General features: G+C 61.1%; 19 protein-coding genes. 13 read left to right on the top strand and 6 right to left on the bottom strand.

The annotated features are described in order from the left end of the window. Positions 1-52: 52 nt before the first annotated feature. Positions 53-2560 (top strand): ATP-dependent helicase HrpB, encoded by a 2508-nt coding sequence (gene hrpB / locus GE107_RS18050; RefSeq protein ID WP_219641500.1) that lies wholly within the window; start codon positions 53-55, stop codon positions 2558-2560. A gap of 537 nt (positions 2561-3097) precedes the next feature. Further along, positions 3098-3769, top strand: a complete 672-nt coding sequence (locus GE107_RS18045; protein WP_219641392.1) for a tetratricopeptide repeat protein — start codon at positions 3098-3100, stop codon at positions 3767-3769. A 77-nt stretch (positions 3770-3846) separates the two neighbouring features. Here GE107_RS18045 and GE107_RS18040 read toward each other — a convergent pair whose 3' ends face one another. Then, on the bottom strand, positions 3847-4146 hold the full coding sequence (locus tag GE107_RS18040; protein ID WP_219641391.1) for a hypothetical protein: 300 nt from the start codon (positions 4144-4146) through the stop codon (positions 3847-3849). A gap of 350 nt (positions 4147-4496) precedes the next feature. Here GE107_RS18040 and GE107_RS18035 point away from each other — a divergent pair, with 350 nt between their 5' ends. Next, entirely contained in the window at positions 4497-5678 is a 1182-nt protein-coding gene (locus GE107_RS18035; RefSeq protein ID WP_255570603.1) for an RluA family pseudouridine synthase, read from the top strand. A 63-nt stretch (positions 5679-5741) separates the two neighbouring features. On the opposite strand, the gene GE107_RS18030 is transcribed toward GE107_RS18035, so the two are convergent. The 3 genes from GE107_RS18030 to GE107_RS18020 are packed head-to-tail and all read right to left on the bottom strand — an operon-like array spanning position 5742 to position 9218. Then, positions 5742-7001, bottom strand: a complete 1260-nt coding sequence (locus GE107_RS18030; RefSeq protein ID WP_219641390.1) for a hypothetical protein — start codon at positions 6999-7001, stop codon at positions 5742-5744. Next, complete coding sequence (locus GE107_RS18025) at positions 6991-8160, bottom strand: glycosyltransferase family 4 protein (protein ID WP_219641498.1); 1170 nt, start codon at positions 8158-8160, stop codon at positions 6991-6993. The genes GE107_RS18030 and GE107_RS18025 overlap by 11 nt, the downstream gene beginning before the upstream one ends. A 14-nt stretch (positions 8161-8174) precedes the next feature. Further along, on the bottom strand, positions 8175-9218 hold the full coding sequence (locus GE107_RS18020; protein ID WP_219641389.1) for a nucleotidyltransferase family protein: 1044 nt from the start codon (positions 9216-9218) through the stop codon (positions 8175-8177). 547 nt (positions 9219-9765) lie between these two features. Between GE107_RS18020 and GE107_RS18015 the strand changes: the two genes are divergently transcribed. Then, positions 9766-11562, top strand: a complete 1797-nt coding sequence (locus tag GE107_RS18015; protein WP_219641388.1) for a phospholipid carrier-dependent glycosyltransferase — start codon at positions 9766-9768, stop codon at positions 11560-11562. Between the two features lie 26 nt (positions 11563-11588). Continuing rightward, positions 11589-12599: a glycosyltransferase family 2 protein gene (locus tag GE107_RS18010; RefSeq protein ID WP_219641497.1), complete on the top strand. Its 1011-nt coding sequence runs from the start codon at positions 11589-11591 to the stop codon at positions 12597-12599. A 109-nt stretch (positions 12600-12708) separates the two neighbouring features. Here the strand turns inward: GE107_RS18010 and GE107_RS18005 are convergent, their stop codons facing one another. Further along, entirely contained in the window at positions 12709-13596 is an 888-nt protein-coding gene (locus GE107_RS18005; protein WP_219641387.1) for a LysR family transcriptional regulator, read from the bottom strand. Between the two features lie 395 nt (positions 13597-13991). Between GE107_RS18005 and GE107_RS18000 the strand changes: the two genes are divergently transcribed. Further along, positions 13992-15020, top strand: coding sequence for an asparaginase (locus GE107_RS18000; protein WP_219641386.1), 1029 nt, complete (start codon positions 13992-13994; stop codon positions 15018-15020). A 265-nt stretch (positions 15021-15285) separates the two neighbouring features. Then, the gene (locus GE107_RS17995; protein ID WP_219641385.1) at positions 15286-15429 is read left to right on the top strand and encodes a hypothetical protein; all 144 of its coding nucleotides are present in this window, start codon (positions 15286-15288) and stop codon (positions 15427-15429) included. Between the two features lie 330 nt (positions 15430-15759). Here GE107_RS17995 and GE107_RS17990 read toward each other — a convergent pair whose 3' ends face one another. Next, complete coding sequence (locus GE107_RS17990; RefSeq protein ID WP_219641384.1) at positions 15760-16626, bottom strand: AraC family transcriptional regulator; 867 nt, start codon at positions 16624-16626, stop codon at positions 15760-15762. 173 nt (positions 16627-16799) lie between these two features. On the opposite strand from GE107_RS17990, the gene GE107_RS17985 reads away from it, so the two are divergent. The 6 genes from GE107_RS17985 to GE107_RS17960 all read left to right on the top strand — a co-directional run bounded on the left by GE107_RS17985 (position 16800) and on the right by GE107_RS17960 (position 23587). Then, positions 16800-17981, top strand: a complete 1182-nt coding sequence (locus GE107_RS17985) for a galactokinase (RefSeq protein ID WP_219641383.1) — start codon at positions 16800-16802, stop codon at positions 17979-17981. 1 nt (position 17982) lies between these two features. Further along, complete coding sequence (gene galE, locus GE107_RS17980) at positions 17983-18969, top strand: UDP-glucose 4-epimerase GalE (protein WP_219641382.1); 987 nt, start codon at positions 17983-17985, stop codon at positions 18967-18969. A gap of 18 nt (positions 18970-18987) precedes the next feature. After that, positions 18988-20571, top strand: coding sequence for a UDP-glucose--hexose-1-phosphate uridylyltransferase (locus GE107_RS17975; protein ID WP_219641381.1), 1584 nt, complete (start codon positions 18988-18990; stop codon positions 20569-20571). A gap of 134 nt (positions 20572-20705) precedes the next feature. Further along, on the top strand, positions 20706-21638 hold the full coding sequence (locus GE107_RS17970; RefSeq protein ID WP_219641380.1) for a DUF4380 domain-containing protein: 933 nt from the start codon (positions 20706-20708) through the stop codon (positions 21636-21638). Between the two features lie 328 nt (positions 21639-21966). Next, positions 21967-22770 carry a creatininase family protein gene (locus tag GE107_RS17965; RefSeq protein WP_219641379.1) on the top strand — a complete coding sequence of 268 codons (804 nt, stop codon included), beginning with the start codon at positions 21967-21969 and terminating at the stop codon, positions 22768-22770. A 19-nt stretch (positions 22771-22789) separates the two neighbouring features. Further along, positions 22790-23587, top strand: a complete 798-nt coding sequence (locus tag GE107_RS17960) for an ABC transporter ATP-binding protein (protein ID WP_219641378.1) — start codon at positions 22790-22792, stop codon at positions 23585-23587. Positions 23588-23590: the final 3 nt, after the last annotated feature.

The following is a 23590-nucleotide window of genomic DNA, read 5'->3' as shown; positions in this document are numbered from 1 at the left end:
GAACATGTTACGCTGTAAGCAGAAGCATGATCAATGGAGGCGCAGCTTGTTGATCCGGGAATTGCCTGTGGAATCCTCGTTACCTGAATTGAAAGAGGCGTTGTCCTCGGGCCGGAACGCGGTGCTCGTCGCGGCGCCCGGCGCGGGCAAGACGACGCGCGTTCCTCTCGCGCTGCTGGAGGAGCCGTGGCTGTCCGGGCGGAAAATCGTGATGCTGGAGCCCCGGCGTCTTGCCGCCCGCAGCGCGGCGCGATACATGTCGTCCGCGCGCGGGGAGCCCGTCGGGGGCACGGTCGGCTACCGGGTCCGATCGGACACGAAAGCCGGTCCCCGGACGAGGATCGAAGTGGTGACCGAAGGCGTCCTGACCCGAATGCTGCAGCAAGATCCGGGTCTTGACGACGTCGGTCTCGTCATTTTCGACGAGTTTCACGAAAGGAGCTTGCAGGCCGATCTCGGATTGGCCTTGTGTTTGCAAACGCAGGATTTGCTCAGGGAGGATTTGCGGCTGCTCGTCATGAGCGCCACGATCGAGGCCGAGCCTGTCGCCCGCCTGCTCGGGAATGCGCCGGTCGTCGTCAGCGAAGGCCGTCAATATCCGGTAGAGACGTTGTACCGTCCTCCCGCGAGACCCGGCCTGCCGATCGGGGAAGCGCTCGTGCCCGCAGCGGCCGAAGCGCTGCGGGAGCGGGACGGCGACGTGCTCGCGTTCCTGCCCGGCATGGCGGAAATCCGGGCGGCGGATCGTGCGCTGCGGGCCAAGCTCGGCGAGGCGGAGCTGGCCTCGGTGCGAATCTATCCGCTGCACGGAAGTCTGCCGCCCGAGGCGCAAGACCGGGCGCTGGCTCCTTCCGCGGAGGGAGAGCGCAAGATCGTGCTGGCCACCTCCGTCGCCGAAACGAGCTTAACGGTGGAAGGCGTCACGGTCGTCATCGACAGCGGTCTGGCGCGGGTATCCCGGTTTTCTCCTCGTACGGGGATGACCCGGCTCGAGACGACGGCCGTTTCGATCGCGTCCGCAGACCAGCGGAGGGGACGGGCTGGCCGGTTGGCCCCTGGCGCTTGTTACCGGCTGTGGAGCGAGGAAGAGCATCGCCGGCTGCCGCCGTCTTCGGCGCCGGAAATCCGTGAAGCCGATCTCGCCCCGCTGGTGCTCGAGCTGGCGGCGTGGGGGACGCCGGATCCGGGAGAGATGAAATGGCTGGATCCGCCGCCCGGACCGGCCGTGCAGCAAGCCCGCGAGCTGCTTGCGTCGCTCGGCGCTTTGTCGGCAGGCGGAGCGATTACGCCGCATGGGCGGAAAATGGCCGAGTTCGGCATGCACCCGAGGCTGTCGCATATGATTTTGCAGGCGCTGCCGCTTGGCCTAGGCGCGCTGGCCTGCGACATGGCCGTTCTGCTTGGCGAGCGGGACTTCGCGAGGCCGGCGGGAGGCGGGCCGGCAGACGCGGATTTCCGTCATCGGTTGGAAACGCTTCGGGGCCAGGGTTCCTGGATCGCGGACGAAGGCGTACGCCGACGGTTGGCAGACGAAGCCGATCGGCTGAAGCGGGAATGCGGCGCGAAGACGGGGGAAGACGGGCGGACGGAGCGCGGGGGAGACGCATACGGCTTGCTGCTCGCGTTCGCCTATCCCGACCGGATCGGGCGCCGCCGGGATGGCGGCAAATTCCTGCTCAGCGGTGGCCGCGGCGCGGCGTTCGCCGAAGGGCAGCCGCTATCCCGCGAAGAATGGATCGTTGCGGCGGACGTGGAGGACTCCGGGACGGAAAGCCGGATCCGGCTGGCCGCCCCGGTCGCCTTGACCGATTTGCTGGCGCATTTTCCGGAGGCGGCAACCGAGGAACGCTCCGTCCTGTGGGACCGGGAGGCACGGGCGGTTCGCGCGCGCATCCGACGCAAGCTCGGAGCCTTGCTTCTGGAGGAAATCCCGATGGCTTCCCCGCCTTCGGACCAGGTGACCCAGGCTCTGATGGCGGGGATTCGCGATTTGGGCCTCGATGTGCTGCCATGGTCGCGCGCCGCGAGGCAGTACCAGGAGAGGGCCGTATTCGTCCGGCGGAGCGACCCGGCTTGGCCCGATTTGTCGGACGAGGCGTTGCGCGCGTCGCTGGAGGAATGGCTGGCTCCCTATGCCGGCGGCATGAGGAGCTTGGCCGATTTGCAGCGCGTGAATCTGAAGGAGGCGCTCGAATCGCGGCTTCCCTGGCATCTGCGCCGGGAGCTGGACGAGCTCGCCCCGACGCACTGGTCGGTGCCGAGCGGGTCGCGGATTCCGATCGACTATTCCGATCCCGACTCTCCCGTACTCGCGGTGAGGCTTCAGGAGCTGTTCGGGTTGCCTGAAACGCCTCGAATCGCGGGCGGTCGCGTGCCGCTGGTTCTGCACCTGCTCTCGCCGGCCGGGCGTCCGGTCCAAGTGACGCGGGATTTGGCGAGTTTCTGGCGGGACGCCTATTTCGAAGTGCGCAAAGACCTCAGAGGCAGGTATCCCAAGCACTACTGGCCTGACAATCCGCTCGAAGCCCAAGCCACCCGCCGGGCGAAACCGCGACAATAACCGGTATTTGCCCCTATTCGCCCATTTCGAGTCCTATGGCGTCACACCGAACCGAATTCAACCCGTGGCCTTATCGGTCATGGGTTTTTCCTCGCTTGTGTCACTATCCCTTTTGCTCAGGATGAGGCTGTCGATGAATGGAGGACGGCGAAGCATATCATGGTGCTGGCTGAGCGGGGCTTCGGGCAGAGGAGTTGTTCGAAAAAATCGAGTAACTCGAGCTGCTCGCGATCCCCCTTTCATGCTTTTGGGATTTTTTTCGGTGCAATTCCGTTCACAGATCATTTGTTGTCGGTTGAAATCAGAAGGATATTGCCAGCCTTCATGTGCGATCAAACTGAGCGAAGGGGACAGCGGCTCGAAGCGGGTCTGAGCGAAAGGGATTATGGATAACCGGGAAAAAATCGAGAAAGGAACCACACAATCGAACCAATCGAACCGTATCAGACTTCAACCCGATTGCGCGATGGAATATTGTGATATGATGAATAAAACGAACAAAGCGAATCATGGAAAGACGGCGGGAGGAGGGCGGCTGTGAAACTGTTTCTGTTGTTCGGCGCGCTCTGGTGGTTATTCGGCAATCCGTTCGTCGCCATTCTGGTGCTTCTGGCGGTGCTGTATCTGCTCGAAAGGCGGTTTATCGGCCTGTCGCCGAGCATCGTCCGCCCTTTCCGCAGGCGAAGCGCCATTGCCAAATGGAGACGTCAGCTTCAAATGAGCCCTTATGACGTGTCGGCGAAATCCGAGCTCGCCCGCCTTCTGATCGAGGGCCGCCAATTCGCGCAGGCGCGCGAGGTCCTTCTGGGGATCCAGTCCCAATCCGAACATTCCGCGGAATATTGGAGCGACCTCGGTACGTGCGAGTTGGCGCTCGGACGGCTTCCGGAAGGGGAAGAAGCGATGCGGAGGGCGCTTTCCATCAGCCCTAGGGTCAAATATGGCCAGCCTTACTTGCGTTTGGGAGAAGCCTGGTCCAAAGCGGATCCGGCCAAAGCGCTAGGTTATCTGGAAGCTTTCAAGGAGGTCAATTCTTCTTCTTGCGAAGCCTACTACCGTCTTGGATCCCTCTATGCGGAGTTGGGCAAAAGGGAAGAGGCGGCCTCGGCGTTCCGGGAATGCCGCGAGCTGTACGCGTCGCTGCCCCGTTATATGAAGCGCAAGGAGCGCAAGTGGGCATTGAAAAGTTTGCTGCGGGGACAACGTTAGGCGATCGCCAAGGGGAGCCGGCATCCGTAAACGCCCGGCTCCCCTATGAACTGTCGCAATCGTCGGCAAGCATCAACTTAGTCTCCGACTTCCTCGGATTCGGCCGTTTCCTGCGTGTCGGCGGCGACTTCCGCCAGTCCCGGTTCATCGGCTTCCGCAACCGCTTCCTCGGCAACGGTTTCCTCTGTAACTTCGTAGGCGGCTTCTTCGGTCGCTTCCGCATGGATTTCGGCGACTGCTTCCGATTCTTCGGAAACTTCCGCCGCCGCTTCGGTTTCTTCGGTCACCGCTTCCGCTGCGATTTCGGCTTCTTCCTCCGCCGTTGCATCCGCTTCCAATTCTTCTACCGCTGCTACTTCTTCTTCCTGGATGTCCATTCCGATTCCCTCCCGCGAGATGTTGGGGACAAGCCCCTATTCATCACGTTAGCGCCTTGTCCAGAAAGTGGCAACGGTGTTATTTTGAAGGATAATGGCGGTTAGCCCCGAAAGCGGGACTTTCCGTGCCCGTTCCGGTTATCTCGGCAAAAATTCCGACGATTTGCGGGTGCTGCGGGGAGCTCGAAAGGTGTCCGTTTTCAACCGGAGAACGCGAAAGATGTAACGGGGACAACCCTGTCCGCGTTTGGGGAGCAAGATTGCCGGCATTTGACTTTCCGGGTGTCTTCCCTTATATTGGTCGGCGACGGCTCTGCGGCGGAAGCGGGGCACGGAACGGAGGATGCAGCATGAGAGGAACCGGGCGCAGCGGCCCCCGCAGACCCGATCGAGGGGATGGCGGGGAGAGAAGGGACAGCCGATCGGATCGTAAACGGAGATCGGAGCCGGTCGGAAGGACGGACAGGGGAACGCTCCGGCAGACGGATCGGAAACGGGAGCCGGAGCTAGGCGGAAGAACGGACAAGGGAGCGCGTTCGGAGGGAAGCCAAGACCGGCTTTCCCCGCGTTTGGGCGGTACCCGGACCGGCAAGCCGCCCGCCCGCGGAGGTTCGGGCGAAGGTAACGCGCGCAGCGCCGGGGGAGCGGCCGCCGGGCTTAAGATGGGCCGGATCAAGGGCGAATGGATGGAAATCCGGCTGCCCGACACGCTCGCCGGTGCTCCGATGCAAGCCGTGCTGAAGCAGCTGCCGCTTCCGCCGAAACTAGCCTCCAAGCTGGTGCACGGCAGAGGGCTGCTGCTGCAAGGTCCTGTTTTGCGGCTGCACCTGTTCCCGCGGGAACGTCTCGACTTCCCGCCCGACTGGATGGAGCTCAATATCCTCTACGAGGATGAGTTTACGCTCGTGGTCAACAAGCCTTCCGGCATCGAAGTGCATCCGAGCGAGCAAGGCCAGCGCCGGACGCTGGCGCACGGCGTCGCGGCTTATTATGAGATGAGCGGGCAAACCTTGCGGGTCCGTCACATCCACCGGATCGATAAGGAAACGACGGGCCCCGTTCTGTACGCCAAGAACGAATTTGCCCACTACCAGTACGACAAGGCGATGCGGGAGAAAAAAATCGAACGCATCTATCTCGCCTTGGCGGAAGGCGTCATCCCCCAGGACAAGGGAACGATCGACAAGCCGATCGGACAGGATCGCCACCACTCGACCAGGCGCCGGGTCAGCGAAACCGGCGACCCCGCGGTGACGCATTACCAGGTTGTCGAACGTTTCGGGGACCATACGCTCGTTCGGCTGCGGCTGGAAACCGGGCGTACGCATCAAATCCGCGTCCATCTGGCCGCGATCGGCCATCCGCTGGCCGGAGACGGCATGTACGGCGGCACGCGCAAAATCATGTCCCGCCAAGCGCTGCACGGAGAACAGCTCATTTGGCAGCATCCGTGGACGGGAGAGCGGCAGCAGGTCCGCGCTCCGCTTCCGGACGATTTCACCCAGGCGCTCGAGAAACTCCGAAAACGGTAAGCAAGAAGGTGCCCGGCAGCAACGGCTGCGGGCACCTTCTTCTTTGCGATTTGGCAAACCGTTTCAAATTCCCGGCCTGCGGCACAAAGCCTCCGTCATCAAATAGGAGATCGTCGCCTCCGCCCCGCAGTTGATGTTAGGCCCGGATTCCATCAGCCCGTCGCAGCAGCTGCCGTCGCGAGGGTCGCACATCGGCTCCCGCTTGTCGTTATGGCCGTAAAACCAGGCGAGAGCCGAATCCCGCATGTCCCTCAAATGGACGATTTTCTCGGCCGGGGATGAATCGCCTTCGACCGGAAATCGGTCCAAGATTACGCCTCCTCGTCTACGCTCGGATATCGGCCCGGCGCGTCCGGCCGCTTTCGCCACGGACGCGCTCGCGACGAGCGGGTCCGGCTCTCCGGCATCCTCCTTGGCCGCTTGCGTGAGCGCGATCGCCGCTTCCTCGAGCGCCAGCGCCAGCTTGAACATCTCAAGCGGCTGCTGATCCCAGCGGCTGACGGAATGCGGCGTGCCCCAGCCGTCGTTGCCGATCGGCCGCAGCCAGCCTTCTTCCGCCGTCATCATCTGCAGCAGGAAGGCGAGGCTGTCGAGCCCGTTCCGCAGCGTTTCCTGCCGACCCGTGATGCGGTAGGTCCGCAGCATCGCCCAGGGCAGCACTCCGTTGCTGTAGGTCATGGCCGGCTCGAACCAGCGCCAGCTGCCTCCTGCAAAATGCCGGAATTCCTCGTTCATCACCCTCTCGTATTTTTCCATGTGCTCGATCATCTCTTCCTTCCACGAACCCGGAAGCTCGATCGTCCCGTTCGCATGGGCTTCGAGCATATGGGCGCAAGCGGCCATCGTAAACGCCTGGCCCCGCCGCGAATCGATCCGGCTCAGCGTCGGCATCGCACGCTGCACCATCACGTGGGCCGTGTTCGGAAGCGAGCCTTCGAGACGCACCCAAGCGTCGGCGACCGCCCAGACGGCTCGGCCCTGGCAGTCGTGCGACAGCGCCTCCGGTTCCGGCGTCCGGTTGTACGCGACGTTGTTATGCCACCAGCCGTCCTCCCGCTGGTTCCATAAGAGAAAGGCCATGTAAACTTCCGCCAGCTCCGTCAATTTGGCCCGGTCATCGAAGCTGATCGCATCATTTCCCAGAGACAGCCATTCGGTCACGACCCAGAGGGCGCGGGCGTTGTCGTCCGTCGTATAGCCTTCGACGCGGCGCGGAATGCGGCCGAGCGCATGCTCCAGAAGTCCCGTATCGTCCGTCAAACGGCGCAGATGGGCGAAAGAGGGCGGCGCATGGCGCTGCAGCACGGCTCTCTCAGCCGACATCGGCGATTTTCACCTCATGTGCCATGGAAACTTGCGCGAACAGGTCCAGGTGCTGCGCTCCCACCTGCGGCCAATGCATCGATCGGCCGATTTCCATGATGACGCGCTCCCATCGGGCGAGCAAGCCCGGATAGGAGAACAATTCGATGATTTTGGCGCTCCAAGCCTGTACGTCGCCGTAGGGGAGGAGCATTTCCTCATGGCCCTGCACGAGGTCGCGGGCATAGCAATAAGGCGTGGAAAGGATCGGACGTTCCAGGCCCGCCGCATAGGCGAGCGTTCCGCTCGTGATCTGCTGCATGCCGGGATAGGGAGTGACGTACAGGTCGCAAGCGGTAATGAGCGAGGACAGTTCATCCTCCGGAATGTAGCGGTTGATCATCTGCACATGATGCTTGAGGCCAAGCTCCTCGATTAACGCGATCAGCTCCTCGCGATAGGCTTCGCCTTCGTTCCGGCAAACCTCCGGATGGGTCGCGCCGGCAATGACATACAGCAGGTCCGGCACCGCCTGCACGGCTCCGGCCATGGCCCGCAGCGCGAATTCGATTCCTTTGCTTCGGCCGAGCAGCCCGAACGTGAACAGCACCTTGCGGTTCTCCCAGCCTTGGGCCCGCCGGGTAACGCCTCGGTTCGAGCGGCTCGGCACCGGCGTCCCGTGCGGGATGAACGATATTTTCCCCGGCGGGATGCCGAAGCCATCGTGAAGATAACGGATCGCTTTGCGGTTCATCACCAGCAGATGGTCGCTCCACTCTGCGATCTGCTGCTGAACCGCGGCGTAGGGCTCCATCGGATGCTCGAAAACCGTGTGGAACGTCGTGACGACCGGTTTGGTGACCCTTTTCAGGAACTCCAGCACGTGGCTTCCGGCATCCCCGCCGAAAATCCCGAACTCGTGCTGCAGGGAAACGACGTCGACGGAGCTTTGGTTCACCGTTTCGGCAAGTCTCCGATACTCTTCGACGTCGGGTTTGATCAGGGGCCACATCCAGGGCTCCCGATAGTCCGGAAGTTCCTCCTCGTTGCATACGGCGATAACCGGGTCCTGTGGACGGTTTCCTTTGGCCAGGTTCACCGCGTCGCGAAGATGGTGGGTGTAAGTGGCCAACCCGCATTTTTTCGGTACGTACGTGCTGACATAGGCGATTTGAGGCAAACGTCCGTTCAGGGTCACTGGCGCTGCACCTCCAGAATTCGATTGCAAACCGCTTCGTGAAGAATGTGGGGGCCGACATGCATGCCCGATCCGAAAATGCACTCGTTCAGCTGGGCGCCGCTGCGGATTTTGCAGCGGTCCCACAGGATCGAACCGACCAGCCGGACATGGCTTCCGATTCGGCTTCCGTTGCCGATTACCGCATAGGGACCGATGACCGAACGATCCCCGATCGTCACGTCGCTTCCGATCATGACGGGAGGAACGAAGAGGACGCCGTGGCCGATGCGGACATTTTCTCCGCACCAGATTCCTTTCTCATCCCCGTCTTTCCCGTCGATCGGCAGAGGGAACCTGCGGTCGAGCAAATCCCAGTGCAGCTGACGGTAACGGGCTTTCGTGCCCATGTCCATCCAATAGCCGCCGATCGGATGGCCGTAGACGCCGCTGCCGTTTGCGATCAGCAGGGGGAACGTTTCTTTCTCGATCGATACCGCGCGGCCCGCAGGCACGTGATCGAGCGCTCTGCGTTCCATAATGTATATGCCGGCGTTAATCCGTTTTGACGGCGCCTCTTCTTTTTTTGGTTTTTCGACGAACCGGACGATCCGCCCGCCGCTTTCCTGTTCCACGACTCCGTAATGGGAAGGATCGTCCACTTCGGTTAAGCAGATCGTTACGGCTCCCCCGTTAACCGCGTGGAAACGGAGCGCCGCCGCCAGATCGACCTGATGGATAATGTCCGCGTTCACGACGAGGAAGCGGTCGCCAAGCAGCGGCTCCGCGTTTTTGATCGCGCCGGCCGTGCCCAGGAGCTCTTTTTCGACCGCGTAGTCGATCCGCACGCCGTATTTGGTACCGTTTCCGAGATGGCTTTCGATGATCTGGCGGTAATGCTTCACGGCGATCACGAACTCGCTGATGCCTTGTTTTTTATAATGCAGGAGCAAATGCTCCAACCAAGGTTTGTTCCCTACCAATGCCATCGGTTTCGGAAGATTCTCCGTGAGCGGGCGCAGCCTGGTCCCCAATCCTCCGGCGAGGAAGAGTGCTTTCATGCGTGGATCAGCCTCCGTTTTGTTTGGGATCCCCGAAGGGTCGACTGACCTTCTAGTAACGCCAATAACGCCGGATCGAATCGGGCCGGAAGAAAAAAACGGCGCTTCCCGTCCCGCTGCACGCGTGGGAAACGCCGTCTATACTGGTAGGTTAGGTTGCGCATTCAAATTGCGTCCCGGAGTCGAATGGTGGATTCTCTTTCCCCCTGGCATGCCCGGCATGCGCGTTCATCAGCCGCCTTTGGGCTTGCATTTACTTTACCGGAATCAGGAAGGAATTTCAATCCTTATCCAGATGGCATGTCCGCGGACGAAAAGACAAAGACCCGGGTAAACCAAAATAAAACGCGCCCTTTCCCGGGCGAACGCTTTCGACTACAATAGGGAAAGATACAGGCGGGCGACGCCCGCCGCGTTCGGAAGGTGGGCGGACGAGGGCGGCGCGCGGCATCGGCGGCCAGGCCCCCGGCGAGGGGGCCCCTGCGCCCCTCGCCCGCGGGGCCCCCCCCCCCCCCCCCCTTCCGCCAGGAGAGGGAGCGGGGACGGAATGGATTTGTCGAACAGCGTCAGATCTTCGCCGGTATCGTTCGGCGAAGGCGGGGAGACCGGCCGGGCCGACCGAAGCTGGAAGCCGCTGGATTGGTTTTTGGTGTTGCTGCTCACCTTGACGGCGGCCATCACCTCATTCTGGGATCTCGGAGACCGGACAGGCGCCCAGACCTACTGGAGACCCGGCGCAAGCGGCGAAGGCTTCACCGTCGATTTCGGCAAGCTTCGGCCGGTCGACCGGCTGAATCTGTACGAAGGTCCCGGGGCGCGGGGCAAAACGAGAATCGAATGGTCCGCGGACGGACGGAAATGGGAGCTTTACGCCGAAATCGAGCACAAGCACAACCGGGTGTTCACCTGGAAGTCCGAGGATAAGTCGGTGGAAGCGCGCTACATGAGGTTTACGACGGTCAGCCCGGGCTATACCTTATATGAAGCCGCCTTTTTCACCAAAGGGATCGCTTCCCCGCCGATTCCCGTGGCGCAAGTGACGGATAACGGGAAAACCGATCCGGCGGACGAGGGCACCCCCAACCTGGTGTTCGACGAGCAGGAGTACGCGCCGTACCGGCCGGATTACCGCAACAGCATGTATTTCGATGAGATCTATCACGGCCGCACCGCCTATGAATTCGTGGAACGGATGGAGCCGTACGAAAATACGCATCCTCCGCTCGGCAAGGTGATTCTCGAGCTCGGCATCCGGCTGTTCGGCATGACGCCGTACGGCTGGCGGTTCATGGCCGCCGTCGGCGGAACGCTTATGGTGCCGGTCATGTACGCCGCGGCCAAAGGAATGTTCGGACGTACGAGATACGCCTTCCTCGCCGCGCTGCTGCTGGTGCTGGAAGGATTCCATTTCGTGCATTCCCGGATTACGAACGTCGATATTTTCGGCGTGACGTTTACCATCGTCATGTACTACGCCATGTACCGGTTCGGCGAAACGGCGTGGCGCAGCGGCGGTTTCCGGCGGGGCCTCGGATGGCTCGCGCTCAGCGGCGTCTTCTTCGGATGCGCGGCGTCGGTCAAGTGGAACTATATGTACGGCGGGGCCGGGCTTGCGATCCTGTTCATCCTGGGGCTCGCGCGCAAGATCCGGGAGGCCAGGGCGGAAGGCAGCCGCCGCGCGGCCAGACGGACCGTGCTGACGCTGACGGCCGCCGCGGTGTTCTTCATTGCCGTTCCCGCGAGCATCTATTCGGCCTCGTACATTCCGTTTGAGCGGGCGACCAAAGCGCAGGACGGCTTGAAGGATCTCTGGCAGTATCAGATCAACATGTACAATTATCACAAGGGTGTCAAAGAACAGCATCCATACGCATCCAAATGGTACACGTGGCCGCTGATGCTGCGGCCGGTCTGGTATTACGGCGGCAAAGATTTGGCCCAAGGCGAGGCACAGAGCATTGCGGCCATCGGGAACCCGCTCATCTGGTGGGGCGGACTCGTCGCCATGCTGGCCTCTTGGTGGATCGGCTGGAGACGAAGGGACCGGGTCGTGCTTACGATCGCCGTCATGTACTTATCCTTCTACGTTCCTTGGATGGTGGCTCCGCGAAGCATCACGTTCTTGTACCATTACTTCCCGATGGTCCCGCTGCTCATTCTGTCGATCGTCTGGATGATGCGTTGGTGGGAGGAACGGTACCGGAACGGTCGGCGCTGGACGGCCGCCGTCGTCGTCATTGCCGCGGGGCTGTTCGTCTGGTTTTATCCCGTGCTCGCGGGCGTTACGATCAGCCGCTGGTGGATGAACGTCTTCATCCGCTGGCTGCCCAGCTGGGGCTTCTGAGAAAAAGACGGTTTAAGCATATGGGCATGAAAGGGGTGACGGACGTGGGCGAACCTTGTTTCCTGTCCGTAGTCGTACCAATGTACAATGAAGAAGAGGTTATCGAAACGACCTACCGCCGGTTGACCACCGTGCTGGAGAAAATGAACGAAAATTACGAGCTCGTATTCGTCAATGACGGCAGCCGCGACCGTACCGCCGATATCGTGAGGGGGATTTGCGAGGCGGACAAGCGGGTCAAAATGGTGGATTTCTCCCGGAACTTCGGCCACCAGATCGCGGTCACCGCCGGCATGGACTTCGCGACGGGACGCACGGTCGTGCTGATCGACGCCGATTTGCAGGACCCTCCCGAGGTCATTCCGGAGATGGTGAACCGCTGGCGTGAAGGCTATGACGTCGTCTACGGCAGACGCATCGCCCGCCGCGGAGAAACCTGGTTCAAGAAAGTGACGGCGGCCGCCTTCTACCGCCTGCTGCGCGCGATGACCTCCGTCAGCATTCCCGTCGACACCGGGGATTTCCGGCTGATGGACCGCAAGGTGAGCGAGACGTTGTCCTCCATGCGGGAGCGCAGCCGGTTCATCCGCGGCATGGTAAGCTGGGCGGGGTTCCGCCAAACTTCCGTCGATTACGTGAGGGAAGAGCGGTTCGCCGGGGAGACGAAATACCCGCTCCGCAAAATGCTGCGTTTGTCCGCGGACGCGATCACGTCCTTCTCGACGAAGCCGCTCAAGCTGGCCGGCATCCTCGGATTCCTGCTGTCGGCGGCCGGCTTCGTCTATTTGCTGGTCGTGCTGTACTTGCGATTGTTCACGAACGCGACCCAGCCGGGCTGGACTTCGCTGATCGTGATCAGCCTGCTGTTCCACGGCATTACGTTGTCTCTGCTCGGGGTGCTGGGCGAGTATATCGGCCGCATCTACGAAGAAGCGAAGGGCCGGCCGTTGTACGTGGTTGCGGAAGCCGTCAACTTCGACAAGCGGCAGGAGCGTTCTCTCGAAGAGGCCGGAGCCGCTTATCGGCAGCCGGTTTAGGAAGGGAAAAAGAGCCGTCCCGTCCTGTAAGGGCTTGGGGCGGCTCTTTGTCTATGAGGTTAGCGGAGAACCGCTTCGGACGCCCGCCGCGGCCGCGTAACCTCCGTGCTCACGCGCTCTCCGCTTCGGTCTCCATCAGCAGGTCGATCATATGGCGGATGGACGGATCCAGCCATTTTTTCTTGTGGTAGACGATTTGCGTATAGAAAGTAATCTCGTGATGTTTGAAAGGGAGCGCGATGAGCCTTCCCTCCTCGAGTTCCCGGACGACGGCGATGCGCGGCAAGAGCCCGATGCCGAGGCCGAAGGAAACGCATTGCTTGATCGCTTCCAGACTTCCGAACTCATTGTACACGTGGTATTCGACTCCGTGGTCGCGGAGAAGCCGTTCGAAGGCGCCGCGGTAGGCGCAGCCGGTCTCGGTGGCGATGTAGGATTGACCGGCCAGCGCCGCGACGTCGACCGCGCCGAGCTTGGACAAGGGATGGCCGGGCTCTGCCACCAGCACGAGCGGCTCTTCGCGGATGATCAAGCTGTGCAGGTCGTCGTCCGCGAACGGCCGGTCGACCATGATGCCGAGATCCAGTTGGCCGGAGCGGATGCCTTGCAGGATGCCCGCCTCCAGAAGAGGGTATACTTGCATGCTGATTTGGGGGAACGCGTTCCGGAACCGGCAAAACACGTCGGGCAGGAAAAAAGCGATCAGCGACTCGATCGTGCCGATCTGAAGATGTCCTTTGACCTGCCGGGAAATCCGGTTCTTGGACTCTTCGTACAGTTCCAGAATCCGGCCGAACGTTTCGTACAACTGCTCCCCCGCCGACGTCAGACGCATCGATCTTCCGATCCGCTCGAACAGCACGACGCCGTATTCGATTTCGAGCTTCTGGATATGCGTCGTGACGCTGGACTGGACGTAGCCGAGGTTTTCCGCCGCTTTGGTGAAGCTCTTGCACCGGGCCGCTTCCATGAAGGATTTCAAGTAAATCAAGTCCAAGCTCTTCACCGCCTCGTGGCCGGCGATCGGGAGGAGGACCGGGCGATGACGCCCAGAAGCAATCCGAAGGATAACGGCCGCATTCGCGCCGGCCTGGGACGGACAGCGTCACCGTGCGGATCCTCCAAGCGATTTTTCCGTTCGTATTCCCTCACGCCGTTTTCCCATATTCTATAGGCGGCAAAGTCGTGGATCAACATTTTTTTCGCCCCCTCGCGCTGTTTGGAACCATGGTATCACCTGGGGGGCAAGGGGAGTTATCCAACGTTTTGCATGGGATCGATCGATATTTTCGATGGAAGCGCGACCATGCCGGGCATTCGATTTGCGCGGGCCTTCGTTTTGGTGCATATTCAATGAGGGAAAGACATTCACGGCAGGACGGAGAAGGTACGATGGAGCAACGTTTGCTTGCGGATTCGAAAATGGGAGATGTCCCGCTGGTCGGCGTCACGAGGGCGGGTATTCTGGAAAACTTGCATCGGGGGAGATTTTGCGTCGTTTCCGCGGAGGACGGGAGCATCCTTGCATCCTCCGGGGACGTGGAGGCGTTGACTTATGTGCGGTCCACGGGGAAACCGCTGCAGGCGATCGCTTCCTTGCTCGGCGGAGTCGAGGAGAAACTGGGGTGGGGAGACCGGCACTTGGCGCTGATGGCGGCTTCGCACCGGGGATATCCCGGACAAATAGAGGCTTTGGCCGAGATGCTGTCGTCTTCGGGCGTGCCGGAGGAAGCCCTCGTATTCCGCGCTGGGAAGCCGATCGCTTCGGAGCCCCGCGACGCCTGGGCGCGGGAAGGCGGGCAGCCGCGGAAGCTGTTCCACACTTGCGCGGGCAAACATCTCGCCATGATGGCGTGGAGCCGTCTGGAAGGCTGGCCGCTGGAAGGCTACGCGGAGCCGGACCATCCGTCGCAGCGGGAAATCCTGCGGCGCGTTCTGGCTTGGACCGATACCGAAGAGACGGAATGCCGAATCGGGCGCGACGGGTGCGGCTTGCCGGTGGCGGCGATTCCGATGCGCCGGATCGCGCTCGGCTATGCCAGGCTGGCATGTCCGGACGCGGCGCCCGGGGATCGCGGGGCCGCGGAAGCGGCGAACCGAATCGCCCGGGCGATGAATCGCCATCCGGACTTGGTCGAGGGGCCAGGTCGGCTCGCCAGCCTGCTGTTGGCGGATCCGAACGTCGTCGCCAAGAGCGGGGCGCAAGGGCTGTTTGCCGTCGGCCTGCGCCGCGAAAGGCTGGGGATCGCGGTTCACCTGTCGGACGGGACCGAAACGGCGTGGGCCTATGTTGTCCTGAGTTTGCTGGAGCGTTATGGCGGCGTGGCGGCGGAGACGGCCGCTCGGATCCGGGAACGTTTCCCGGCCGAACTCCGCAATGACGCGGACGCTTTGGCCGGCCGTTGGGAAACGCTGATCTAAGCCGCTGGGCCGCGTACCAAGTGGTGGGGGCTATTGTCCGAAAACCCGGTTGGAGAAATGCCGAGCAACAGTTGTCGAGGTTTAAGCCTGCGAGATCGGCTTAATGTGCCGGATCAGAGGTGGTTGGCAAGGTTTAGGCCTGCGAGCTTAAAGTGGTCGGCATGATCGAGCCGGTCCGGTATAAGCCCGCGGGGCGAGCTTAAAGTGGTCGGCATGATCGAGCCGGTCCGGTATAAGCCCGCGGGACGAGCTTAGAGTGGTCGGCATGATCGAGCGGTCCGGTATAAGCTTGCGGGGCGAGCTTAAAGTGGTCGGCATGATCGAGCGGTCCGGTATAAGCTCGCGGGACGAGCATAAAGTGGTCGGCATGATCGAGCCGGTCCGGTATAAGCTCGCGGGACGAGCTTAAAGTAGTCGGCATGATCGAGCCGGTCCGGTATAAGCCCGCGGGACGAGCTTAAAGTGGTCGGCATGATCGAGCCGGTCCGGTATAAGCTCGCGGGACGAGCTTAAAGTGGTCGGCATGATCGAGCCGGTCTGGTATAAGCTCGCGGGACGAGCTTAAAGTGGTCGGCATGATCGAGCCGGTCCGGTATAAGCTCGCGGGACGAGCTTAAAGTAGTCGGCATTTGCGAGTCCGAGCGCCTAACCGTTTGTCCGCCTGCCCGCATTCGTGCCATTCCTGCCCGATCCTTCGACGTCCCGTCGCGCTGAGAATCCCGGTCCGGTCGTTCCGGCTTCACGATTGCCCGAAACGCGCGACGGCGGCGCGGTAATCCGTCGGAGATTGCCCATGCCAGCGTTTAAATTGCTTCGAGAAATACAGCGGGTCCTGGAAGCCGACGGAGGAGGCCACTTGCTCGATCGTCAGCTCGGGCCTTTCGCGCAGCAGCCGCCTGCCCCGGTCCACGCGGTGCCGGGTCAAGAACGTGGCGGGCGACAGGCCGGTACGCGCCTTGAACAGCCGGGACAAATAGGCCCGATTGTATCCGAGCGCCTCCGCCATGCCTTCGATCGTGACCGGCTCCGCATATTGGGCGGACAAGTAGTCGATGATTTGGCCCACGAGCTCTTCGCTGTGGGAAGAGGGACGCAGCGGAGCGGGCACTTCCTCCTCCGTCCGTTCCTGCAGCGAGGCCAGCAGCAGGAGCAAGTGACCTGCCGCCTCCAGCGAGGCGGACCGGTTTCTCGCCAGGAACGTTTCATAGATGGTCCGGCACCGCTCCGCGGGTTCGCCGCTTGCCCCCGTGCTTACGACGGGCCGGCCGGAGCCCAGCCCCGCCGATTCTACCATGGCGGCTGCGCTTGCTCCGGTAAACGCCACCCAACGGTATTGCCACGGATCCTCTTCGTCGGATACGTAACTGGCCAGCTGGTTCGGCGGGATCAGAAACGTGTCCCCCGCCCCCAGCCGCGCTTCGAAATCCTCCAGACGAAAAATTCCGCAGCCGGATGTCACATGATGAAGCAAAAAATAATCCGCAACCTTCGGACCCACGCGGTGGCCGGGCTTCGTCTGGCTCTCCCCGGCGAATAGCACCGTCAACTGCCCCGCCTCCACGCTTACGGGGTTGGAAACGACCCGGTAAGTCGGCGTGATCGACATGTTCGCTCCTCCTTTTTCAACCTATATTGTAACATTTCCTCCTCTACACTGCCTGCACTTAAGTCACATTTCTCCATGTGAACGGCACTTCACGCCATTTTGGTTCGGGCCGCGTTTCTTATATACTCGAAGTAGAATCCAACGACTATAAGAGAAACGAAGGTGGCCAATCGATGGCAAATCTCGCTGAACTGAAAACGAAGTTCCTGGAGCAATACGGCGGCTCCGCAGACGGAATCGCGGTATTTCAAGCTCCGGGCCGGGTGAATTTGATCGGTGAGCATACCGATTACAACGGCGGGTCCGTGTTTCCTGCGGCTTTGACGTTCGGGACGACCTTGCTGGTCCGTCCGCGAGAAGATCGCAAGCTTGTTTTCGCGACGACGAACTTTCCGATTTCCCGGGAAATTTCGACCGAATCCGTTGTCTTCGACGAGTCGGACGACTGGGTCAACTATCCGAAGGGCATCGTTTGGGAATTGGCGCAGCGGGGGATTCCGTTGACCCGCGGGTACGATTTCCTCTACCACGGCGAAATTCCGAACGGAGCCGGCTTGTCGTCTTCCGCCTCCATTGAGGTGGTCACCGCCTACGCATTGCTTGCGATGGAAGGAAAGCCTGTCGATACCGTCGAAATCTCAATATGGGCGCAGCATGCGGAAAACGAATTCGTCGGCGTGAAATGCGGCATCATGGACCAGTTCGCGGTGGCGAACGGGAAGAAAGACCACGCGATCCTGCTCGATTGCGATACGCTCCGTTATGAGCTTGTGCCATTCCGGTCCGGAGATTACCGGCTGGTCATCGGCAATACGAACAAGCGCAGGGGGCTGGTGGATTCGAAATACAACGAACGCCGGTCCCAGTGCGAGCAAGCCGTGAACGATTTGCGCGCCGCGTTTCCGGATTTGCAGCTGTTGGGGCAACTGACGCTGGAGCAGTTCCGCGCGAACGAGTCGCTCATCCAAGACGAGACTGTACGCCGCCGCGCTCGCCACGTCGTGGAGGAAATCGACCGGGTTGCGCGTTCGATGGAAGTCCTGAAGGCCGGGGATCTGGCCTCGTTCGGCAAACTGATGAACGCTTCGCACGATTCGCTTCGGGATTTGTACGAGGTGACGGGCGACGAGCTTGACGCCATGGTGGCGGCGGCGCGAACGGTTCCGGGCGTGCTCGGTTCCCGCATGACGGGGGCGGGCTTCGGCGGCTGCACGATTTCGCTCGTCCATCAAGATTCCGTGGAACGGTTCATTGCCGAAGTAAAAGAAAAATACGAAGCCGCGACCGGCCTGCATCCCGATTTCTACGTCTGCGACATCGGCGACGGCGTTCGTCAATTGAAGGAGGAGGCGTAACATGGCGGTATTGGTTACGGGCGGAGCGGGATATATCGGCTCCCACACGGTAGCGGCGTTGCTGGAGAAGGGCGAGCAAGTCGTGATCGTCGACAATCTGTATCAAGGACACCGGGAAGCCGTGCTGGGAGGCAAGCTGTACGAAGGGGATTTGCGCGACGAAGCGTTCCTGGCCCGCGTGTTCGAAGAAAACGAGATCGACGGGGTGATCCATTTCGCGGCGAACTCGCTGGTCGGCGAGAGCATGAAGGACCCGGGCAAATACTATCACAATAACGTGTATGGGACGCTGTGCCTGCTGGAGCAGATGAAAAAAGCCGGCGTATCCCGCATCGTGTTTTCGTCCACCGCGGCGACCTACGGCGAGCCGGAGCGGGTCCCGATCGACGAGTACGACCGCACCGTACCGACGAACGCGTACGGCGAAACGAAGCTGGCGATGGAAAAAATGATCCGTTGGTTCGACGTCGCCCACGGCATCCGTTCGGTGTCCCTGCGTTACTTCAACGCGGCGGGAGCGCATGAAGGCGGCCGCATCGGCGAAGATCACCAGCCGGAAACCCATCTGATCCCCCTCGTTCTTCAAGTGGCGCTCGGACAGCGCGATGCGATTTCGGTGTTCGGGGACGACTATCCGACGGAAGACGGCACTTGCATCCGGGATTACATCCACGTCAGCGATTTGGCGGACGCGCACATTCTGGCGCTGGAACGGCTCCGCAAGGGCGGGGAGAGCGCGGTCTACAACCTGGGCAGCGGCCAAGGCTTTTCGGTCAAACAGGTCGTGGAAATCGCGCGGGATGTGACGGGGCATCCGATCCCGGTCCGCGTCGAGGCCCGGCGGGCCGGCGATCCAGCGGTGCTGGTCGCTTCTTCCGAGCGGGCGAAGCGGGAGCTCGGTTGGAACCCGAGCCGCGCGCGGCTGCAGGAGATCATCGCGAGCGCTTGGAAATGGCACAACGCCCATCCGAACGGCTACGGAAAATGAACGGAGGAACCTTCCAACATGTCTGACACCACGGAATTGTCCGATATTCAGCCAGAGGTGACCACCGGCGTCCATATCGAGCGGCTGATCGCGTTTTCTCTGTCCCGCGGGTTGCTCCAACCGCTCGATGCGGAAGCCGCCCGCAACGCGCTGCTTGATTTGTTCCGGCTTTCCGAACCGGCCGAGACGGACGTGGTTGCGGAGACGGAGGAGTTGCCGGACAGTCCGGTTCCGCTGCTTGAACCGTTGCTGGACGAAGCGGCGCGGCTCGGACTGATCCCGGACGACACGCTGACTTACCGGGATTTGTTCGATGCCCGGATTATGGGCCTCCTGTTGCCGCGGCCGTCCGAAACGGAAAGGCTCTATCTCGATCGGCGGCAACAAGACGGCGTCATGGCCGCGACCGATTGGTTTTATCGGCTCAACATCGACGCCAACTATATCCGGATGGACCGGATTCGCAAGAACGGCTATTGGCGTCATGCGACAAGCGACGGCGAGCTGGAGATCACGATCAATTTGTCCAAGCCGGAGAAGGATCCTCGCGAAATCGCGTTGCTGAAGACGCTGCCGCCGGCCCGGTACCCCAAGTGCCTGCTGTGCAAGGAGAACGTGGGCTACGCGGGCAGACCCGACCACCCGGCACGGCAAAACCTGCGGATTCTGCCGCTCGCCCTGCAAGGGGAAAACTGGTATTTCCAATATTCGCCGTACGTGTACTATAATGAACACAGCATCGTGTTCCGGGGCGAACACGTGCCGATGAAAATCTCTCCGGAAACGTTCGCCCGGCTGCTGGATTTCGTCGAACAATTTCCCCATTATTTCATCGGTTCCAACGCGGATTTGCCGATCGTCGGGGGTTCGATTCTGAACCACGACCATTTTCAGGCGGGGCGGCATGTCTTTCCGATGCAAACCGCGTCCGTCTCGGACTGGTTCGCCGTATCGGGCGAATCGGCAGTCCGGGCGGGAATCGTACGCTGGCCGATGTCGGTGCTCCGCTTGCGCTCGCAAGACCGCGGCGCGCTGCTTCGGGTATGCGGCAAGGTGCTGGCCCGTTGGCGGGACTACTCCGACCCGTCCGCGGATGTCTTCGCCTATACGGGAGAGACGCCCCATAATACGATTACCCCGATTGCCCGCTTGCGAGACGACGGGGAATACGAGATGGATCTCGTGCTTCGCAACAACCGGACGAGCGATGAGTTTCCGGACGGCATCTTTCATCCGCATCCGGAGCTGCACCACATCAAGAAGGAAAACATCGGCCTGATCGAAGTGATGGGGCTGGCGGTACTGCCGGGCCGGCTGCAGGAAGAGCTCGCGGCGATCGGCGCGATCCTGAGCGGTACGTCCGCTTACGACCCGGCCGCGCTTGCGGAAGCCGGACATCCGCTTCACAAGCATGCGCCATGGATTTCCGAGCTGGTTGCCGAACACGGGCTTTCCCTTGCGGCCGACCAGACCGAAACCGTGCTGCGCGCCGCTGTCGGAAACAAGTTCCATGCCGTGCTGTCCGACGCCGGCGTATTCAAATCGGATGCTCGAGGCCAAGAGGCGTTCCGCCGTTTTCTGGGTGATTCAGGAATGATTTAATTCATCATCCATCCTTTTCCGAATCCCCTTCGATAAAACGTCTATCCGTCCGAAAAGGACGGCGTAGCCGTTTTACTTGGCATTCGGGTTTGAGAAAGTAAGGGCTGTTTTCCAATCAGAAGGAGAGTGGACGTATGGCTAAGGTTACGAGCGAAGTGATTCGGCATGAACGCTGGGGGCGCTGCGTTTCGATCGGCAATGGCAGCGTGGAACTGCTGGCGACGCTGGATTTCGGACCGCGCATCATTCATTTGTCTTCCGCTGGCGGATCCAATCTGTTTTACGAGGATTCCGAACGCAAAATCGCGGACGGAGGAGAAGCTTTCGCTCCGGTCGGCGGGGGCTCTTGGCATCTGTACGGGGGACACCGGCTTTGGACGAGCCCTGAGCGCGTGCCGCGGACCACATACCCCGACAATGAACCCGTGGAGTGGGAACCGGCCGGCGAGAACGGTATCGTGCTTCGCGCCCCTCGGGAACGCTGGAACCAGGTGACGAAGGAAATCGAGCTGCGTCTGAGTCCGGACGGTCCGACGGTACAGGTCGTCCACCGGGTGACGAACAACGGCGCATGGCCGATCCATTTCGCGCCTTGGGCGCTGTCCGTCATGAGCACCGGCGGCAGGGCCGTCGTGCCGATGACGGGAACGGACACCGGGCTGCTGCCGAACCGCCGATTGATTCACTGGCCTTACAACCGCCTCAACGATCCGCGGATCACGTTCACCGAATCGGAACTGATCGTCGACCAAGGGGACGGACCGACGCCGTACAAAATCGGTACGGACAACGAAGCCGGCTGGGCGGCGTACAGCAACCACGGGGACACGTTCATCAAACGCTATCGCCCGGTTCCGGGCGGCTCGTATCCGGATTTCGGCGTTTCCTTCGAAATGTACACGAACAGCTTCATGCTGGAGTTGGAAACGCTCGGGGAATTCCGGGAGGTCGAATCGGGAGAAACGGTCGTCCACGAAGAGACGTGGCAAGTCGTCGCCGGGCTGGATTTGAAGCAAGGGGGCCCTTCGGAAGCCGTATCCCTATTGGAGCCTTACCTTAAAGGTTAAGAGACATCATGAATACTTGGATGGCAGCGCCGGGCTAACCCCGGCGCTTTTTTCATGCTGACTGACCTTGCTCCGGCTCTAAGGAAATGACGCAGCAGGATCCGGAGACCGACCGTGGCGCGGCAGCCTCATTCAAAAGGAGATAGATGGGCCGGGCAGACCCATAACGTCACGATTTGTGAAATTTACGTCATATAACATGACGCAATAATGGGCATATCGCACACTTGTAAGTGTTTTACGTTAGCATATTTAACGAAATAATCAGAATTTATTGAATCGACAAAATATAACCTCACATAATGGACACATGGGAGGTGCATGCAACATGGCATTCCGTTACGACGGAAAGGCGTATCACCGTCATTTTTTGCCTCGGCTCACGACCCGCCAGATCGAAGCGATGCCGAAGGAGAGCGTTCTGATCGTTCTGCCTGTGGGCGCCGTCGAACAGCACGGGCCGCACATGCCGGTCTATACCGATACGTTGCTCGGGGAAGCGTTGATGGCCGAGGCGTTCGAACATTTGGCCGATGACGCCCCGATCTGGCTTCTGCCGTCCGTCGCGTACGGCAAGAGCACCGAACATATGGAATATCCAGGGACGATTACGTTGTCGGCGCAGACGCTGATGAACGTTTTGCAGGATATCGCGTCTTCCCTGGCGCGCAGCGGGTTCCGAAAGCTGCTCCTGTTTAACACACATGGCGGAAACGCGGATTTGCTCGGCATGATGGCGAGAGAAATCCGGATTTCCACGGGACTTGCGGTATTCCGGCTGGATCCGGGCGCGCTGCGTTTCAGCGACGAATTCATCGACGAGGCGGAGAAGGCAGCGGGCATTCATGCCGGGGACGTGGAAACCTCTCTCGTGTTGGCGATCTGTCCGGATTGGGTGCAAGCGGACTTGGCGCCGAGGGAACTGCCGCGCTTCCCCCAGTCCCCCGCGATCTCCTTCCGCGCCAAATCGTTCGCGTGGACGATGCGGGACATCTCCCGCAGCGGTATCGCCGGAGATGCGACCCAAGCGAATGCGGTCAAAGGAGCGGCCATGTTGGAGGCGGCGGGCGAACGGCTCGCCGAGGCGCTGATGGAAATCGCGGCATTCGACATGGAATCGCTGAAAGCGTAACGGCCGGAGGTGAAGGCAGATGGAATCTTTACAAACGTATGCCCCTCTCGGCGATTCCGGCGCGCAGCATTTGGTGCGGATGGAGGGGTTGTCCAAAGTATACCCGAATGGGACCGTCGCGGTGCAAGACGTCAATCTCGCCATTCGGGAGGGAGAGTTTCTCAGCTTCGTCGGCCCTTCCGGCTGCGGCAAATCGACCATTTTCAAAATGATTACCGGACTTACAGGCCCGACGGGCGGAATGCTGGAGGTGCTGGGCACCTCCCCCAAACAAGCGCTCAAGCGGAGCGATACGGCCTTCGTGTTCCAGGATCACACGCTGCTGCCCTGGAACACCGTGATCGACAACGTGACGCTGCCATTGGCATTGCGCGGCGTGGCACGGAAGGAACAGAGGACGGAGGCGGAACGGGTGCTGGAGCTCGTCGGGCTGAAGGACTACGCGAAAGCGATGCCGCGCCAGCTTTCGGGCGGCATGAAGATGCGCGTGTCCATCGCGCGGGCGCTCGTGTCCCGTCCGAAGCTGCTGCTGATGGACGAACCGTTCGGCGCACTGGACGAAATCACGCGGCAAACGCTGCAGCTCGAGCTGCTGAACATTTGGAGGCAGGATAGGAAAATGACGGTTTTGTTCGTGACGCACAACGTGTTCGAGGCCGTTTTCCTGTCGACCCGGGTCGTCGTCATGACGCCCAGGCCGGGGAAAGTCGCCGCCGTCGTCGAAGTGCCGGTACCGTATCCGCGCGACGAAAATTTCCGGACGACGCCGGAATTCGGTCAGCTCGTCCGCGCCGTTTCGGAAGGCTTGAAGCATTGAACC

Source organism: Cohnella sp. CFH 77786 (genome assembly GCF_019400745.1).
Lineage (GTDB): Bacteria > Bacillota > Bacilli > Paenibacillales > Paenibacillaceae > Cohnella.
Note: the sequence above shows the minus strand (reverse complement) of the source record. Positions and strands in the feature narration are given on the sequence as shown.

Bases quoted from the DNA above. Each gene is read 5' to 3' on its own strand.
- GE107_RS18030 (WP_219641390.1), bottom strand. From the start codon at position 7,001: ATGTCGGCTGAGAGAGCCGTGCTGCAGCGCCATGCGCCGCCCTCTTTC.
- GE107_RS18010 (WP_219641497.1), top strand. From the start codon at position 11,589: ATGAAAGGGGTGACGGACGTGGGCGAACCTTGTTTCCTGTCCGTAGTC.
- GE107_RS17965 (WP_219641379.1), top strand. From the start codon at position 21,967: ATGGCATTCCGTTACGACGGAAAGGCGTATCACCGTCATTTTTTGCCT.
- GE107_RS18035 (WP_255570603.1), top strand. From the start codon at position 4,497: ATGAGAGGAACCGGGCGCAGCGGCCCCCGCAGACCCGATCGAGGGGAT.
- GE107_RS17970 (WP_219641380.1), top strand. From the start codon at position 20,706: ATGGCTAAGGTTACGAGCGAAGTGATTCGGCATGAACGCTGGGGGCGC.
- GE107_RS17975 (WP_219641381.1), top strand. From the start codon at position 18,988: ATGTCTGACACCACGGAATTGTCCGATATTCAGCCAGAGGTGACCACC.
- GE107_RS18040 (WP_219641391.1), bottom strand. From the start codon at position 4,146: ATGGACATCCAGGAAGAAGAAGTAGCAGCGGTAGAAGAATTGGAAGCG.
- GE107_RS17960 (WP_219641378.1), top strand. From the start codon at position 22,790: ATGGAATCTTTACAAACGTATGCCCCTCTCGGCGATTCCGGCGCGCAG.
- GE107_RS17995 (WP_219641385.1), top strand. From the start codon at position 15,286: ATGATCGAGCGGTCCGGTATAAGCTTGCGGGGCGAGCTTAAAGTGGTC.
- galE (WP_219641382.1), top strand. From the start codon at position 17,983: ATGGCGGTATTGGTTACGGGCGGAGCGGGATATATCGGCTCCCACACG.
- GE107_RS18000 (WP_219641386.1), top strand. From the start codon at position 13,992: ATGGAGCAACGTTTGCTTGCGGATTCGAAAATGGGAGATGTCCCGCTG.
- GE107_RS18020 (WP_219641389.1), bottom strand. From the start codon at position 9,218: ATGAAAGCACTCTTCCTCGCCGGAGGATTGGGGACCAGGCTGCGCCCG.
- GE107_RS18015 (WP_219641388.1), top strand. From the start codon at position 9,766: ATGGATTTGTCGAACAGCGTCAGATCTTCGCCGGTATCGTTCGGCGAA.
- GE107_RS17985 (WP_219641383.1), top strand. From the start codon at position 16,800: ATGGCAAATCTCGCTGAACTGAAAACGAAGTTCCTGGAGCAATACGGC.
- GE107_RS17990 (WP_219641384.1), bottom strand. From the start codon at position 16,626: ATGTCGATCACGCCGACTTACCGGGTCGTTTCCAACCCCGTAAGCGTG.